Annotated in this window: 12 protein-coding genes and 1 riboswitch; of the genes, 5 read left to right on the top strand and 7 right to left on the bottom strand. The window is 70.6% G+C overall.

The features are described 5' to 3' along the window. Positions 1-131: 131 nt before the first annotated feature. Complete coding sequence (locus OG788_RS09565; protein WP_406370134.1) at positions 132-680, bottom strand: Clp protease N-terminal domain-containing protein; 549 nt, start codon at positions 678-680, stop codon at positions 132-134. 308 nt (positions 681-988) lie between these two features. On the opposite strand from OG788_RS09565, the gene OG788_RS09570 reads away from it, so the two are divergent. Continuing rightward, a complete protein-coding gene (locus tag OG788_RS09570) occupies positions 989-1,417 on the top strand; it encodes an SRPBCC family protein (protein ID WP_351554222.1) in 429 nt (142 codons plus the stop codon). A 108-nt stretch (positions 1,418-1,525) separates the two neighbouring features. Here OG788_RS09570 and OG788_RS09575 read toward each other — a convergent pair whose 3' ends face one another. The 3 genes from OG788_RS09575 to OG788_RS09585 form a co-directional block, all read right to left on the bottom strand. Next, the gene (locus OG788_RS09575) at positions 1,526-2,176 is read right to left on the bottom strand and encodes a PadR family transcriptional regulator (RefSeq protein WP_406370136.1); all 651 of its coding nucleotides are present in this window, start codon (positions 2,174-2,176) and stop codon (positions 1,526-1,528) included. A 207-nt stretch (positions 2,177-2,383) separates the two neighbouring features. Further along, on the bottom strand, positions 2,384-3,256 hold the full coding sequence (locus tag OG788_RS09580) for an RNA polymerase sigma-70 factor (RefSeq protein WP_356758860.1): 873 nt from the start codon (positions 3,254-3,256) through the stop codon (positions 2,384-2,386). After that, positions 3,253-3,834 (bottom strand): carboxymuconolactone decarboxylase family protein, encoded by a 582-nt coding sequence (locus OG788_RS09585; protein WP_406370138.1) that lies wholly within the window; start codon positions 3,832-3,834, stop codon positions 3,253-3,255. The genes OG788_RS09580 and OG788_RS09585 overlap by 4 nt, the downstream gene beginning before the upstream one ends. 327 nt (positions 3,835-4,161) lie before the next feature. On the opposite strand from OG788_RS09585, the gene OG788_RS09590 reads away from it, so the two are divergent. Then, positions 4,162-4,971 (top strand): PhzF family phenazine biosynthesis protein, encoded by an 810-nt coding sequence (locus OG788_RS09590; protein WP_406370140.1) that lies wholly within the window; start codon positions 4,162-4,164, stop codon positions 4,969-4,971. A 96-nt stretch (positions 4,972-5,067) separates the two neighbouring features. On the opposite strand, the gene OG788_RS09595 is transcribed toward OG788_RS09590, so the two are convergent. Next, a complete protein-coding gene (locus OG788_RS09595; RefSeq protein ID WP_351554203.1) occupies positions 5,068-5,871 on the bottom strand; it encodes a type II CAAX endopeptidase family protein in 804 nt (267 codons plus the stop codon). 185 nt (positions 5,872-6,056) lie between these two features. Between OG788_RS09595 and OG788_RS09600 the strand changes: the two genes are divergently transcribed. Continuing rightward, complete coding sequence (locus OG788_RS09600; RefSeq protein WP_406370141.1) at positions 6,057-7,826, top strand: substrate-binding and VWA domain-containing protein; 1,770 nt, start codon at positions 6,057-6,059, stop codon at positions 7,824-7,826. 142 nt (positions 7,827-7,968) lie between these two features. Here the strand turns inward: OG788_RS09600 and OG788_RS09605 are convergent, their stop codons facing one another. Continuing rightward, complete coding sequence (locus tag OG788_RS09605; RefSeq protein WP_406370143.1) at positions 7,969-9,486, bottom strand: glutamate--cysteine ligase; 1,518 nt, start codon at positions 9,484-9,486, stop codon at positions 7,969-7,971. A gap of 542 nt (positions 9,487-10,028) precedes the next feature. Here OG788_RS09605 and OG788_RS09610 point away from each other — a divergent pair. Together OG788_RS09610 and OG788_RS09615 are read left to right on the top strand one after the other, a co-directional pair. Next, positions 10,029-10,613 carry a hypothetical protein gene (locus OG788_RS09610; RefSeq protein ID WP_356758871.1) on the top strand — a complete coding sequence of 195 codons (585 nt, stop codon included), beginning with the start codon at positions 10,029-10,031 and terminating at the stop codon, positions 10,611-10,613. 374 nt (positions 10,614-10,987) lie between these two features. After that, positions 10,988-11,194, top strand: coding sequence for a DUF5999 family protein (locus OG788_RS09615; protein WP_261704097.1), 207 nt, complete (start codon positions 10,988-10,990; stop codon positions 11,192-11,194). 135 nt (positions 11,195-11,329) lie between these two features. On the opposite strand, the gene gcvP is transcribed toward OG788_RS09615, so the two are convergent. Beyond that, a complete protein-coding gene (gcvP, locus tag OG788_RS09620; protein ID WP_406370145.1) occupies positions 11,330-14,215 on the bottom strand; it encodes an aminomethyl-transferring glycine dehydrogenase in 2,886 nt (961 codons plus the stop codon). 177 nt (positions 14,216-14,392) lie between these two features. Next, a riboswitch (glycine riboswitch) is annotated at positions 14,393-14,488 on the bottom strand. Between the last annotated feature and the right edge of the window lie 76 nt (positions 14,489-14,564).

Below are 14,564 nucleotides of genomic sequence, written 5' to 3' on the forward strand. Positions count from 1 at the left end.
CATCCGGACCGCACGCGCGGACGCGGCGACCGGGCGCCGGCCCGCCGCACCGCCCGCCTCCATGCCTGCTCCGCACCCACCTCTCCGCTTGCCTCCGCGCCCGCCTCCGCTTGCTCCGCGCCCGCCGGGACTCACCAGCCCCCTTCTCCCCGGCTCACACGCTCCTCGCAGCCGCTCTCGATCCGCTCCAGCAGCGGCGGGAGATCGACCCCCGCACGCCCGAGGACCTCGGCGGCCCGCGACCGGCGGTCGGCGACGAGTGCCGCGAGCAGGTCGAGACCGCGGGCCCGCTCGTCGCCCCGCAGAACAGCGCGCGCGTACGCCTCCTCCATGGCCCCCGCCGCCACCGGGGACCAGCCCGCATCGACCACCACAGGCCCGGCGCCGAAGTCCTCGACGGTGCTCTGCCAGCGCAGTCCGTAACCGATGCTGCGCTGCACCAGGTAGCCGAGCAGCCGGGCGACCTGCGCCCCGCCGTCGAAGACGGCGCGCACCTCGGCGTCGGACTCCAGCAGCGAGTGCAGCAGGTGGGCCGTGTCGATCTGCCGGTCCCCGTCCCGCAGCGCTCTTCTGCGCGCGCCGGAGACCACCGAGGCCAGCTCCGCGCTGAGTCCGGCCTCGATGCCGGGGTGGTTCCGGCCGCTCTCGCGGGCGGACTGCCGGGGGATACGGGACGACACAACCCCCACCTCATCAGTCCCGGGGAGCCGGGTCATCCGCGGCGGGCAGCATCTTCACGTCCCACGCAGGTTGGGCAACCCTGTGCGGGTTCTCCTCCCTACGGATGACTTCGCGCCGATTTCCCCTCAAGGGCGCGCGCCGCCTTGCCCCGCGCCCCACAGACAACCGGGCCGCACCGAGGCTCGTCCTCCGGGGCCCTCCACAATTTCTGACGGTTCATCAGTATTGAATGTTCCACGACCTGCGACTACGTTCCGCGACACCGTAGCTGCGCCGGGCGCAGCGCCCGACACGAAGGGGTGGTCGCATGGCCGAAGTCAGCGCGGAAGCACGTATCGAGGCGCCCGCCGAGAAGATCTGGGCCCAGCTCACGGACTGGTCCGCGTACGGCGAGTGGAACGCGACGCACACCAACTTCCCGAAGGGCGGCCCGGAAAAGCTCGAAGTGGGCGGCACCTTCACGGAGAACATGAAGCTCATGGGCTTCCCGGCCGAGGTCACCTGGACCATCGACGAACTGGAGCCCGGCCGCACGCTGGCCATCCGCGGCAAGGGCCCGATGTCGGTGAACGTCACCACGCGCTACACGCTCACCCCCGACGGCGACGCCACGTCCGTGCGCATAGACGGGGAGTTCACGGGTGCGGCCGTCTCGCTGATGGCCGGCAAGCTCAAGGACTCGGCGACGGCCGCCCTCGACGAGTCGCTGCGCAAACTGGCCGGGCTGGTGGCCTGAGCCTCGCTCGGCCGCGCGTCGCTCGAAGCGGCGCCGGGCTCTCCATACGCGGAAAGGCGCCCCGCGGAAACACTTCCACGGGGCGCCGGCAGGTACCACAGCACGCCGTCAGTCCTCGTCGGCGAGGATCAGGTACAGCTTCTTGCGGGCGTCGTTGATGACCGCCAGCGCCTTGTCGCGCTGGCCCTTGCTGCCGGTCTTCCAGACCTGGCCGAAGGCCTCCATGAGGCCGAACCCGGCCTGCCGGATCTCGTGCAGCGTCTCCCAGTCGACCCCGCGCCCGGCTTCTTCCCAAGGCGCGTCGGGACCCTCGTCGGCCGCGCTGCGGCCGGACTCGGTGAGGGCGAACAGCTTCTTGCCGCCCTCGGCCTCACTGACGATGAGGCCCTCGTCCTCGAGCAACTGAAGGGTCGGGTACACCGAACCCGGGCTGGGCTTCCATGCCCCGCCGCTGCGCTCGGCGATCTCCTGGATCATCTCGTAACCATGCATGGGCCGGTCCTTGAGCAGGGCGAGGATCGACGCTCGTACGTCACCGCGCCGTGCCCTCCCCCGCAGTCCGCCCCGGCCGCCGCGCCCGCCCCAGGGACCGGGGCCGAAGCCGGGTCCACCGAAGCCGGGGCCGCCACCGGGACCACCCGGTCCGAAGGGCCCGAAAGCCCCCCGCCGGCCATCGAAGCCGCCCCGGCCTCGATGGCCGGGTCCACCGTGGTGTCCGTGTCCTTGTTCGTATCCGAAGTCTTCTCCACGGGAACGCATCGCAATCACTCCATTCCATCGTTGATCGGTCGCGATGCGTCAACGATATATCGGGACTGTTCTTATGACAACCCCCTGCGAGCGACAGGGCAGAGGCGCGGGCACTCCTCGGGTCCTCGACCCGGCCGACGCGCGCGTGCGTGTGTCCCGGGCGGATCCGACCGCCCTCGCCCGGGACACACGCACGACGCCCGGATCGGCCGCGGCCTACCTGGCGAGTCCCGCCGGCTCGTCGAGGCTCGTCAGTTTCCGTGGGTTCCTCACCAGGTAGACCCGGGTGACCTGCCCGTTCTCCACCAGGACACTGAGCGCCGTGGCCAGTTCGCCGTCGATCTCGATCCGGCCCGCGGGCGCGCCGTTGAGCCACACGAGCGTCGTCTCGATCGCGGTCGCTCCCGCCCGGCTCGCGCGCGTGAGCACCGTCGCCACCGGCCCGGCCCCGTGGATCGGAGCGAGGGCGGCGGCCGCGAGCCCGCCACCGTCGGCGATCAGGACCACGTCGGGCGACATGACGTCCACCAGCTCCTGCAACCTCCCGGTGCGCAACGCCGCCAGGAACCGCTCCACCACGGCCTGCTGCTCCGACCTGCTCACCCGCGTCCGAGGCCGCCGGGCCGCGACGTGCTCGCGCGCCCGCCGCGCGATCTGCCGCACCGCGGCCGCGGACTTCCCGACGGCTTCGGCGATCTCCCCGTACGGCATGTCGAAGACCTCGCGGAGCACGAAGACCGCCCGCTCCGTCGGACCGAGGGTTTCCAGCACGGTCAGCACCGCGATCGAGACGCTCTCCGCGAGTTCGACGTCCTCGGCGACATCGGGGCTGGTCAAGAGCGGTTCCGGCAGCCATTCGCCGACGTAGTCCTCGCGGCTGCGGGACAACGACCGCAGCCGGTTGAGCGCTTGCCGGGTGACGATCCGGACGAGGTACGCCCGCGGGTCACGCACCCGTGCGGGGTCCACGTCGGCCCACCTCAGCCAGGACTCCTGCACCACGTCCTCGGCGTCGGCCGCCGAGCCGAGCATCTCGTAGGCGACGGTGAACAGCAGGCTGCGATGCGTCACGAACGGGTTCTCCGTCACGTCGGCGACACCACGGCGGACGACGTCCCGGGACGCGCGGCCGGTGGAATCTCGCAGGCGTCGGAGAAGCCCTGCGAGGAGATCCCGTTCGCGTTGTTGTTCCTGGTCGCCATGTTGACGAAGGCGATGTACGCCGTGAGTTCGACCATCGCCGCCGGGCCGAGCCGGCCGAGCAGGCCCGCATGCAGTTCGTCGGTGACGGTCGGCGGCGTGTTCGTCATGGCCTCGGCGTATTCCAGTACGTCCCGCTCCAGCGGGGTGAACACCTCCGACTCCCGCCAGCGCGGCACCTGGCTCGCCCTGGCCAGGTCCAGGTTCTGGTTCTGAGCCTGGAAATAGCCCACATCGAGGCACCAGTCGCAGCCCACCTGCGCCGCGACCGCGATGTGCGCGAACGACTTGAGGCTCGCGTCGGCCTCGTCCCACTCGGCCAGCCTGGCCGAGAACTCCAAGTTGGATGTGGCGACCTTCGGGCTGTGCCACACCACCTCCACCGGCTCGGGCACCGCACCGAGCCGCGCGATCATGTCTGCGCGGAGTTCGGTGGGGAGTTCGGCCTTCGGAACGCGTATCACCATGGTGTCCTCCTCGGACGTCTGCTTCCTCGGCATGAAGACACCACCGGGCCAACGGATGTGACACCCGCCCTCACCACCACGTCCGACACCCGTGCCACGGGTGCCGGTCGTCCCGCCGTCCGGCCGTTTCCGCCGTCCGGCTGTTCCGCCGTCCCGCGGTCCCGGCCTCGCCACGGTGCCCCGGTCACCCGTGCCACCCGTGCCACCATCCCGCCCTCGCCCTCCGTGCCTCCCCCTCCGCCCTCACCGCCCGCCCGGGCCGACATGAGTCCAGATCCCCCGGATTGGCCTTGGCCCGCGGCTTCCCGCGAGCGCTAGCTTCGGGACATGCGCATTCGTATCGTCGACGCCTTCACCGACCGTCCCTTCGCCGGCAACCCGGCCGGGGTCCTCCTCCTCGACTCCTTCCCGGACGACGCCTGGCTCCAGAACGTGGCCAAGGAGGTCAACCACGCGGAGACGGCGTTCGCGCACCGTCTTCCCGACGGCGGCGAGGCCGACTGGGCGCTGCGCTGGTTCACCCCCACCACCGAGGTCGCCCTGTGCGGGCACGCGACCCTGGCGGCGGCGCACGTCCTGTCCAGCACGGGCGCCCACGAAGGTCCCGTGCGTTTCGCCACGCGCAGCGGTGTTCTCATCGCCACGCCCGACGCCGACGGCTCGATCACCCTGGACTTCCCGACCGCCCCGCTCACCCCGGTCGAGATCCCCGAAGGCGTGGCCGAGGCACTGGGCGCCGAGCCGCTCGCCACCCTCGACACCGGCCCGAACACCGGTGACCTGCTGGTCGAGGTCGCCGACGAGAAGACGGTCCTCGGTCTCGCCCCGGACCACAAGGCGCTCGCCCGCTACTCCGAGCGTGGCATCATCGCGACCGCCCGCGCCGAAGACCCCTCCCGGGGCTACGACTTCGTCTCCCGCTGCTTCTTCCCGAACGTCGGCATCGACGAGGACCCGGTCACCGGCAGCGCCCACACGGCGCTCGCCCCGTTCTGGTCCGAGCGTCTCGGCCGCCCCGGTCTCACCGGCCTGCAGGCCTCCCCGCGCTCCGGCCTGGTCCGCACCGAAGTGCGTGGCGACCGCACCCTCCTGACCGGGCACGCGGTCACCGTCATCGAGGGTGAGCTGCTCGCGTAGCAACCCCCGGGCCTCGCGCGACAGCACACGAAAGGGGCGTACGAGATGGTCGTACGCCCCTTAGAGATCCGTCGAGATCAGGTCCCGCCGCTCGGCTCACGCCGTCGGGAGCCACCCCACCTTGCCCGCGAGCAGCGCGTAGCCCACGAAGGCCCCGATGTCGAGCAGCGAGTGTGCGACCACCAGCGGCCCGACCCGGCCCCAACGCCGGTACAGCCAGACGAAGACCACGCCCATCGCCATGTTGCCGACGAAACCGCCGATGCCCTGGTAGAGGTGGTACGAGCCGCGCAGCACCGCGCTCGCCATCAGCGCGGTCCCCGGCGTCCAGCCCAACTGCCCTAGCCGGCGCAGCAGATACCCGACGACGATGACCTCCTCCAGCACGGCGTTCTGCACCGCCGAGAGGATCAGCACCGGGAACTTCCACCACACGTCCGGCAACGCCTCGGGCACCACCGTGAGGTTGGCGCCGAACCCGCGTGCCGCCAGATAGAAGGCGATCCCCGTACTGCCGATCACGGCCGCGACCACGGCACCGCGACCGAGGTCCGGCCAGGGACGCGTCCGGTCGAAGCCGATCACCCGCATCCCCTTGCCCTCGCGCATCAGCAGGTGCGCGACGAGCGCGACCGGCACCAGAGCCGAAGCGATGCCGAAGAGCTGCCAGGCCAGATCGAGCCAGGGACGGCCCGGCGCCGCCGAGGCGTTGAGGGTGGCCGCCTGGTCCTTGAGGCCCCCCGGTTTGGTGACCGATCCGACGAAACTGATCAGCGCGGACACTCCGCTCGCGCCGAGCGACAACGCCAGGACGAGCAGCGTCTCGTCCCGGAGAATCCGTCGTGTCAGCCCCTCCGTCCCCGGAATGGAATCCCCCACCGCCCCAGCCTCCACCTGCACTCCCGCCTCCAGTTGGGTAATCCCGCCTCATCCCCATCTTCGCCCCGCTAGGGTCTCGAAAGAAGTTGCGAAGATCGTGCGCGACAGGCCGTTGGGGGGCGGGCGCCGTACGGGGCACACTTCCCCCCTGCCTGTTCTACGGCTCTCTCACGGCTCAGGCCTCACCTGGGAGGAACATCACCGTCATGGGACGACACAGCTTGCCCGACGCGTACCGGGCGGGCACCGCCGACCCCCGGACCCGCGCCCGCCGCCGCAATGTGGCCGTCGCGACGGCGCTCGTCCTCACCGTCGCCGGAGGCACGGCCGCCGCTGTCCGTGGGGGCCTGCTCTCCTTCGAGAGCTCCTGCCAGGACGACGCCGTGCACATCGAGGTGGTCGCCTCGCCGGACATCGCGCCGGCGCTCAGGGCCACCGCCGAGGACGCCCGCGAGAAGAACATCACCTCCGACGGCCGCTGCCTCGACGTCAGGGTGAAGGCGCGCGAGTCCTACAAGGTCGCCGACGAACTCCGGTCGGGCAAGAAGACCGACGCCCAGGTCTGGGTCCCGGACTCCGACGTGTGGGTGCAGCGCGTCGCCGAGACCAGCACCGCGACGCAGGTCACCGGCGCGGGCAACGTCGCCTCCTCACCGATCGGCGTCGCCATGGTCCCCTCGGCCGCCAAGACGCTGGGCTGGCCGAGGAAGACGTACACCTGGACCGAGCTGGCCGGGGCGACTACGGCGGGCGAGGGACTCAGGCTGGGCACGGCCGATCCCGCCCACAGCTCGACGGGACTGCTCGCGCTCACCCGTCTCAGCGCGGCCGCCGCCCGGGGCAAGGGCGGGGACACCCAGGCTGCCGCCACGGCGAAGACGCTCTCGCGGCGCACGTCCGACAGCGATACCCAGGTCCTGGACACCCTGCTCCACGACTCCTCCGGCACCGGTCGGAGCGATGCCGGGCGCAATCAGGCGCTGATCCTCTCCGAGCAGGCGGCGTTCACCCACAACACCTCGCAGAACGCCGGCGCCGGCCTCGACCTCTTCTACCCCGAGGACGGCGCGCCGCTGCTCGACTACCCGTACACGCTGGTCGACAACCCACGGCTGAGCACGGACGAGAGCCGTGCGGCCCTGCGGTTCATGACGCTGCTCGAGGAGCCGGCACCTCGGCAGTTCCTGCGGATGTTCGGTTTCCGCACGGACGCGGAGAATCCGTCGGACACCCTGGTCACCGAGGCGGGCGGGAGGTCTCCGCAGCCGTACGCGCGCGTCCTGACCGGACCGTCGTCGGCGGAGGCCGTGCAGGAGGCCCTCGGCATGTGGACGATAACGGTGGAGAACGCCCGGATGACCACGGTCGTCGACGCCTCCGCCTCCATGTCCGAGCTGGTACCGGGCAGCGACCGGTCCCGCATGGAGGTCACCAGGACGGCCCTGCTCCAGGCGCTCGCCACATTCACCCCCGAGGACGAGATCGGGCTGTGGAAGTTCTCCACGAAGCTCGACGGCGACAAGGACTACCGCGTGCTCGTGCCGACCGAGCGGCTCGGCGACGGCAAGGGCGCCGGCACCCAGCACGCGAAGCTGTCGGCGGCCTTCAGGTCCCTCAAGCCGGTCCCGGAGGGGGACACCGGTCTGTACGACACCACACTCGCCGCGTACAAGGCGGCCGTCGCCTCCTACGCCGAGGGCCGGTTCAACGCGCTGGTCATCCTCACGGACGGGGTCAACAAGGACCCCGGCAGCATCTCGCGGTCCGAGCTCGTCTCCGAGCTGCAGAAACTGGCCGACCCGGAACGCCCGGTGGCGCTGATCGCGATCGCGGTGGGCCCCGACACCGACAAGCGGGAGGTCGATCAGATCGCCAAGGCGACCGGCGGCTCCGGCCAGCGGGTCAACGAGCCCTCGCAGATCCACTCGGCGATGCTCAAGGCGATCGTGGCGGCAGGCGCGAACAACGCGACCTGACGCCCCCCCTCGGCCTCCACCCGGCCCCGTCGGCAGAGTCGCCGGCACGCGACGGCCGCCCAGGGCGCCGGGCCCGGTCCGCCCTCGGTACCGGCTCCGGCGTCCCCGCGTCAGCCGGAGGGCACCGTCGCCCCGCCCCGCGTCACCCCAGCGGAACCGGCTCCGGCAGGCCCACCGGCCAGGTGTGCACCGGCTCCCCGAGGTGCATCAGCTCGCCGTACCGCCGCGTCGTGGCGGCCAGTGCGGCATCCCGCCCGAGCCCCTTCTCGAGGGCCCGGTGGAAGGTGGCCGCCTGCCAGGTCGCGCCGTTGACGCGCAGCCGGCACCGGCCCTCGATCACGCCCAGGTAGAAGTCCCGGTCGGCGGGTTCGACACCCCAGGCGTCGAGCCCGGCTGCCGCCAGCGGCAGCAGCTCGTCGCGGATCAGGTTCGCGGCGTCCACCTGCGTGGTTCCGCCGTAACGGCCGCGCCGCGGCCACTCCAGGCGCGCGTCGATGCCGTGCCGGCAGGCCGCGTCGAAGTTCGCGGCGGCCGCCTCGAAGGACAGTCGTGTCCACACCGGTCGCGGCTCCTCGGCGAGCGCGCGCACCAGCCCGTAGTAGAACGCCGCGTTGGCGATGACGTCGGTGACGGTCGGGCCGGCGGGCAGCACCCGGTTCTCGACGCGCAGATGCGGGACGCCGTCGGCGATGCCGTACACGGGCCTGTTCCAGCGGTACACCGTGCCGTTGTGCAGCACCAGCTCGGCGAGCTTGGGTACACCCCCGGCGTCGAGGACACCGAGCGGATCCTCCTCGTCGCAGATGGGCAGCAGTGGCGGGAAGAACCGCAGATTCTCCTCGAAGAGGTCGTACGCCGAGGTGACCCACCGCTCGCCGAACCAGGTGCGCGGTCTGACGCCCTGCGCCTGCAGCTCGGGCGGCCGGGTGTCGGTGGACTGCTGGAAGAGCGGGGGCCTCGACTCCCGCCACAGCTCGTGCCCGAACAGGAACGGCGAGTTGGCTCCGACCGCGACCTGCGGGGCGGCGACCGCCTGCGCGGCGTTCCACACATCCGCGAAACGGCCCGGTGTGACCTGGAGATGCAACTGCACCGAGGTGCAGGCGGCCTCGGGCGCGATGGATGCCGACCTGCAGACCAGGCGCTCGACACCGTCGATGTCGAGCTCGAAGTCCTCTCCGCGCGCGGCCACGATCTGGTCGTTGAGCAGCGTGTAACGGTCGACGTCCGAGAGGTTCGAGGACACCAGGTCTTCCCGGCCGAGCGTCGGCAGGATGCCGATCATCACGATTCCGGCGTCGACCTCGCTGGCTTTCCGATGGGCATACGCGAGCGAAGTGCGGATCTCCTCGGCGAGCCGGTCGAAAACCCGGCCGCCCAGACGGTGTGGGGCTATGTTGACTTCCAGGTTGAACATGGCGAGTTCTGTTTGGAAGTCGCGGCTCGCAATCCTTTCGAGTACTTGCGCATTCATCATCCTCGGCATGCCGTCCGGGCCTGCGAGATTCAATTCGATCTCCAGCCCCATCAGATTCTTCGGGCGATCGAACCGCTTCTCCTCCAGCAGTCGCTCCAGCCCCGTCAGACACTGTCGGAGCTTGTCGCGGTAGCGCTGCCGATCGGACAGGCCGAACGTCCCTGCCACGACCTTCTCCCCCATCGAAGTGTCCCTCCTCGGATGGGCAGGCCGACGCTCCGGCCCTGGCGTCCCGGGTCACGGGGGATGATGCCCAGGCAACGCGATCCATAACGTCCCGCGCTCGCTCTTCGACCGCTAGGCTGGGCTCCGTTCCCCCGGGCACATTCACCAGGCATGAAGCAATACGCAAGTTTACCGCCCGACATGATCTCGTGAAAAACGCCGACGAGAATCGGCCGACCGCTCCGGCGAGGTATTCCGAGGTCATCGCGGTTCGAGCGCGCAGAATCGGGATGAACTCCTCATTTCATCGACCGAATAGCGACTTGTTCTTCATATTCGGGACGACTAGACGAAACATCGCCTGAACACGCGTCGTATAAACTCCGCTACCGAGGCAGAGAGTTGGCGCTCGCGGTCCTAGGTCCTGTCGTCTCGGTGACGGCGACAGGCGACAACCTGTCGGCAGATCCAGACCCCTCGCCCCTCTGACCCGAGAGCTGACAGCGCCGTCCGCCCCCGCCCTCGCGCCACTGTGCCTGTCGAATGAGAGGCGACCCACCATGCCGCTGCACGTACCCCCGGCTCCCGCGCCCGCCCTGCGCACCGTTCTCACGGCACTCGGTTCCCCCACCGCTGTCCGCGAAGCCCGTACCCCGTCCCTGCGCCTGGCACAGGGACCCGCCACTCCCGAACTCCCGCTGCCCGTCCACGTCCTGGACCGCATCACTCCCGAGGGCGCCTCCACCACCCGGCTCGCCGGGTGGCGCTTCCTCATCCGCTGCGGCGAGCGCGCGGTGGCCGCGGCCGACACCATGCTCACTCCGGACGGCTGGGCGTTCTCACGCTTCTTCGAGGGCCCCTACATCGCCGCGACGGAACACGCCGTGCGGCAGGCCGAGACCATGCAACAGCCCTACCAGGCACGCCTGTTGTCCGTACCCGAGCTGTACATGCTCACCCTGTGGCTGCACGGCGACTGCACGGCGGACGGCGCCACCGGCCATCCGGCCGCCACCGACCTCCTGGTCCCGCTCGCACCCGCCCCGCCCGGCATCGCCGCACACCGTCCGCACCGCGTCGCCGAACTGCTGCCGGTCCTCACCCATCGGGTCACCCCCGCACCCCTGCTCAGCTCACCCGCCTGAGCCCCGACGTCCGTGCCCCGCCGCCGTCACCCGGTCGCGGGGCACGTCGCTGTCTCCGACCAGGAATGCCGCTCGCTCGTTAGGGCTCCACAGCGCTCGTACGAGGGAGAACGCGCCCCGGGTCCGACCTGACTAGCCCTATTCGGCCATCTCGAACCACCCAAAAAGGCAATGCAGTTGAGGTGAACCCTCCGCACGGGTGACGCGTCATGAACCTGTGAGAAGCGGTGCCCGCAAATCCCTGCGGATTCACGCCCGTGGGGCAACACTGGGTTCCGGACCACAACCAACGGGGGGCGGCCATGAGCACTTCAAGCCGCGCGACAGACACCACTGCCATCACTCACGACTCGACCCAGCGAAAGATCCCATCCATGTGCCAGCACCAGCCGCCGTGTCCCTCAGCCGAATCAGCCGACCGGGAGTCCGCCCGCCTTGCGGCGCACCACCCGGAGCAGGGATGGAGCCTGCTGTGCAACGGCGTTCTGCTCTTCGAGGACACCGGTGAGCTCCTGCCGGACGGCCAGATCATCGCCCCGCACCGCCCGCTGGGCGGCGCACCGGTGATGACGGCCGCCTGAGCCGCACGACCCGGGCGGCCGTGACAGGCCGCCCAGACACACGAGGGGCCGGCCCGGAGACGTACTCTCCGAACCGGCCCCGACGCATGTCCGAGGGTGATCACTCCCCGTAGGCGTCCACGTGCCGAGCGCTGATCAGTCCTCGTAGGCGTCCAGCGGCGGGCAGGAGCAGACGAGGTTCCGGTCGCCGTACGCCTGGTCGATGCGGCGCACCGGCGGCCAGTACTTGTCGGCGGCCGAGACACCGGCCGGGAAGACGGCCTCCTCGCGGCTGTAGGGGCGCTCCCAGTCGCCGCCGAGCGCGGCGGCGGTGTGCGGGGCCCCACGCAGCGGGTTGTCGTCCACGGTCCACTCGCCGGAGCCGACCTTCTCGATCTCCGCGCGGATCGCGATCATCGCCTCGCAGAACCGGTCGAGCTCGCCCAGGTCCTCGGACTCGGTCGGCTCGATCATCAGCGTGCCGGCCACCGGGAACGACATCGTCGGCGCGTGGAAGCCGTAGTCGATCAGACGCTTGGCGATGTCGTCGACGCTCACACCGGTCGCCTTGGTGAGCGGACGCAGGTCGATGATGCACTCGTGCGCGACCAGACCGCCGGGACCGGTGTACAGCACCGGGTAGTGCGGCTCCAGGCGCTTGGCGATGTAGTTGGCGGAGAGCACGGCCACCTGCGTGGCACGCTTGAGGCCCTCGCCGCCCATCAGCCGGACGTACGACCAGGAGATGGGCAGGATGCCCGCGGAGCCCCAGGGAGCGGCCGAGATCGGGCCGACACCGGTCTCCGGACCGGCCTCCGGCTGGAGCGGGTGGTTCGGCAGGTACGGCGCGAGGTGCGCGCGCACACCGACCGGGCCGACGCCCGGACCGCCGCCGCCGTGCGGGATGCAGAAGGTCTTGTGCAGGTTCAGGTGCGAGACGTCGCCGCCGAAGTGACCCGGCTTGGCGAGGCCCACCAGGGCGTTGAGGTTGGCGCCGTCGACGTAGACCTGGCCGCCGGCCTCGTGCACCTGGGCGCAGATGTCGGCGACGTGCTCCTCGAACACCCCGTGCGTCGAGGGGTACGTGATCATCAGGACCGACAGCTCGTCGCGGTACTGCTCGATCTTGGCGCGCAGGTCCTCGACGTCGATCTCACCGTCGTCCGCGGTCTTCACGACGACGACCTTCATGCCGGCCATCACGGCGCTGGCGGCGTTGGTGCCGTGCGCGGAGGACGGGATGAGGCAGACGGTGCGCTGGTCGTCACCGTTGGCGCGGTGGTAGCCGCGGACGGCCAGCAGACCGGCCAGCTCGCCCTGCGATCCGGCGTTGGGCTGGAGCGACACCTTGTCGTAGCCGGTGACCTCGGCGAGCTGGTCCTCCAGCTCGTGGATGAGCGTCAGGTAACCGCGCGCCTGCTCGGCGGGCACGAAGGGGTGCAGCTGCCCGAACTCGGGCCAGGTGACCGGCTCCATCTCGGTGGTCGCGTTGAGCTTCATCGTGCAGGAGCCCAGCGGGATCATGCCGCGGTCCAGCGCGTAGTCGCGGTCGGAGAGCCTGCGCAGGTAGCGCAGCATCGCGGTCTCGGAGCGGTGCTCGTGGAAGACGGGGTGCGTGAGGTACTCGTCGGTGCGAAGCAGCGCGGCCGGCAGGGTGTCCTCCGCGCTCGCGTCCAGAGCCTCGACGTCGGCGTCGACGCCGAAGGCGGTCCACACGGCGGCCAGCTGGGCGCGCGTGGTCGTCTCGTCGCACGAGATCGACACGTGGTCGGCGTCGACGGGGTGGAGGTTGACGCCGTTGTCGCGGGCGGCGGCCACTATGCCGGCGGCGCGGCCCGGGACCCGCACGGTGATCGTGTCGAAGTACGCGCCGTGCACGACCTCGACGCCGCCGGCGGTGAGACCCGCGGCCAGGAGGGTGGCGTAGCGGTGGGTACGCCGCGCGATGGTCCGCAGACCGTCGGGACCGTGGTAGACGGCATACATGCCGGCCATCACGGCGAGCAGCACCTGAGCCGTACAGATGTTGCTGGTCGCCTTCTCACGGCGGATGTGCTGCTCACGCGTCTGCAGGGCGAGGCGGTACGCCTTGTGCCCGTCGGCGTCCACGGAGACACCGACCAGCCGGCCGGGGAGGCTGCGCGCGAACTTCTCGCGCACCGCCATGTAACCGGCGTGCGGGCCGCCGAAGCCCATCGGCACACCGAAGCGCTGCGTCGTGCCGACCGCGATGTCCGCGTCGAGCTCGCCGGGCGAGGTCAGCAGGGTCAGGGCGAGCAGATCGGCGGCGACGGTGACGACCGCGCCCAGCTCGTGCGCCTGCCCGATGATCGGCTTGATGTCGCGTACGACACCGGAGGCGCCCGGGTACTGGATCAGCACGCCGTTGATCTCACGCCCGGCCAGGTCGGCCGGGATGCCCTCGCCGAGGTCGGCGACGACGACCTCGACACCGGTCGGCTCGGCACGCGTCTCGATGACGGCGATGGTCTGCGGCAGAGCGTCCGCGTCGACCAGGAAGAGGCCCTTCTTGTTCTTGCCCATACGGCGGGACAGCGCCATCGCCTCGGCGGCGGCGGTGCCCTCGTCGAGCAGCGAGGCACCGGACGTCGGCAGTCCGGTCAGCTCGGCGACGACGGTCTGGAAGTTCAGCAGCGCCTCGAGACGGCCCTGCGAGATCTCCGGCTGGTAGGGCGTGTACGCGGTGTACCAGGCCGGGTTCTCCATGACGTTGCGCAGGATCACCGGCGGGGTGAACGTGCCGTAGTAACCGAGGCCGATCATGGAGCCGAGCACCTGGTTGCGGTCCGCGAGGGAGCGGAGCTCGGCCAGTACCTCGGCCTCGGTGCGCGCGGCCGGCAGCTTCAGGGCCTCGACGTTCTTGATCACGTCCGGCACCGCGGCGGCCGTCAGCTCGTCGAGCGAGCCGTATCCGACGTGCGCGAGCATCTTGGCGCGCGCTTCGGAGTCGGGTCCGATGTGGCGCTGCTCGAAGGGGATTCCCTGTTCGAGCTCGGAGAGCGAAATGCGAGGGGCGGTCATGGCGGAGGCCTCCTGGTCTGACGCGACCTTCGAGGGGCACCCCGGCACGGGTACCCCGACGGCCTCCCCCTCTGTCATCTCAACCTGAGAGTTTCACCGGACCGCCCGTGGGCGACCCGGCTTTCACCGTCGGTGAGAGCGGAGGCCATCGACACCCGCCCTGCTTTCCAGAGTGACCTCGTCCGTGCGGTACGTGAGCCTGAGAGATTCCGGGGAGGAGTTGCTCCTTCGGCGCCTCCGGTGAAGTCTGGAGGACTCTCCCGCACGGGATCAGCAGCCAGCTGCCAGCCTACCAGCGGGGACAAGCCGCCAGCCTTCGAGTGGCCGCCTTCCCGAATCTGCTCTTTTG

It is taken from the genome of Streptomyces sp. NBC_00647 (assembly GCF_045207245.1).
Lineage (GTDB): Bacteria > Actinomycetota > Actinomycetes > Streptomycetales > Streptomycetaceae > Streptomyces.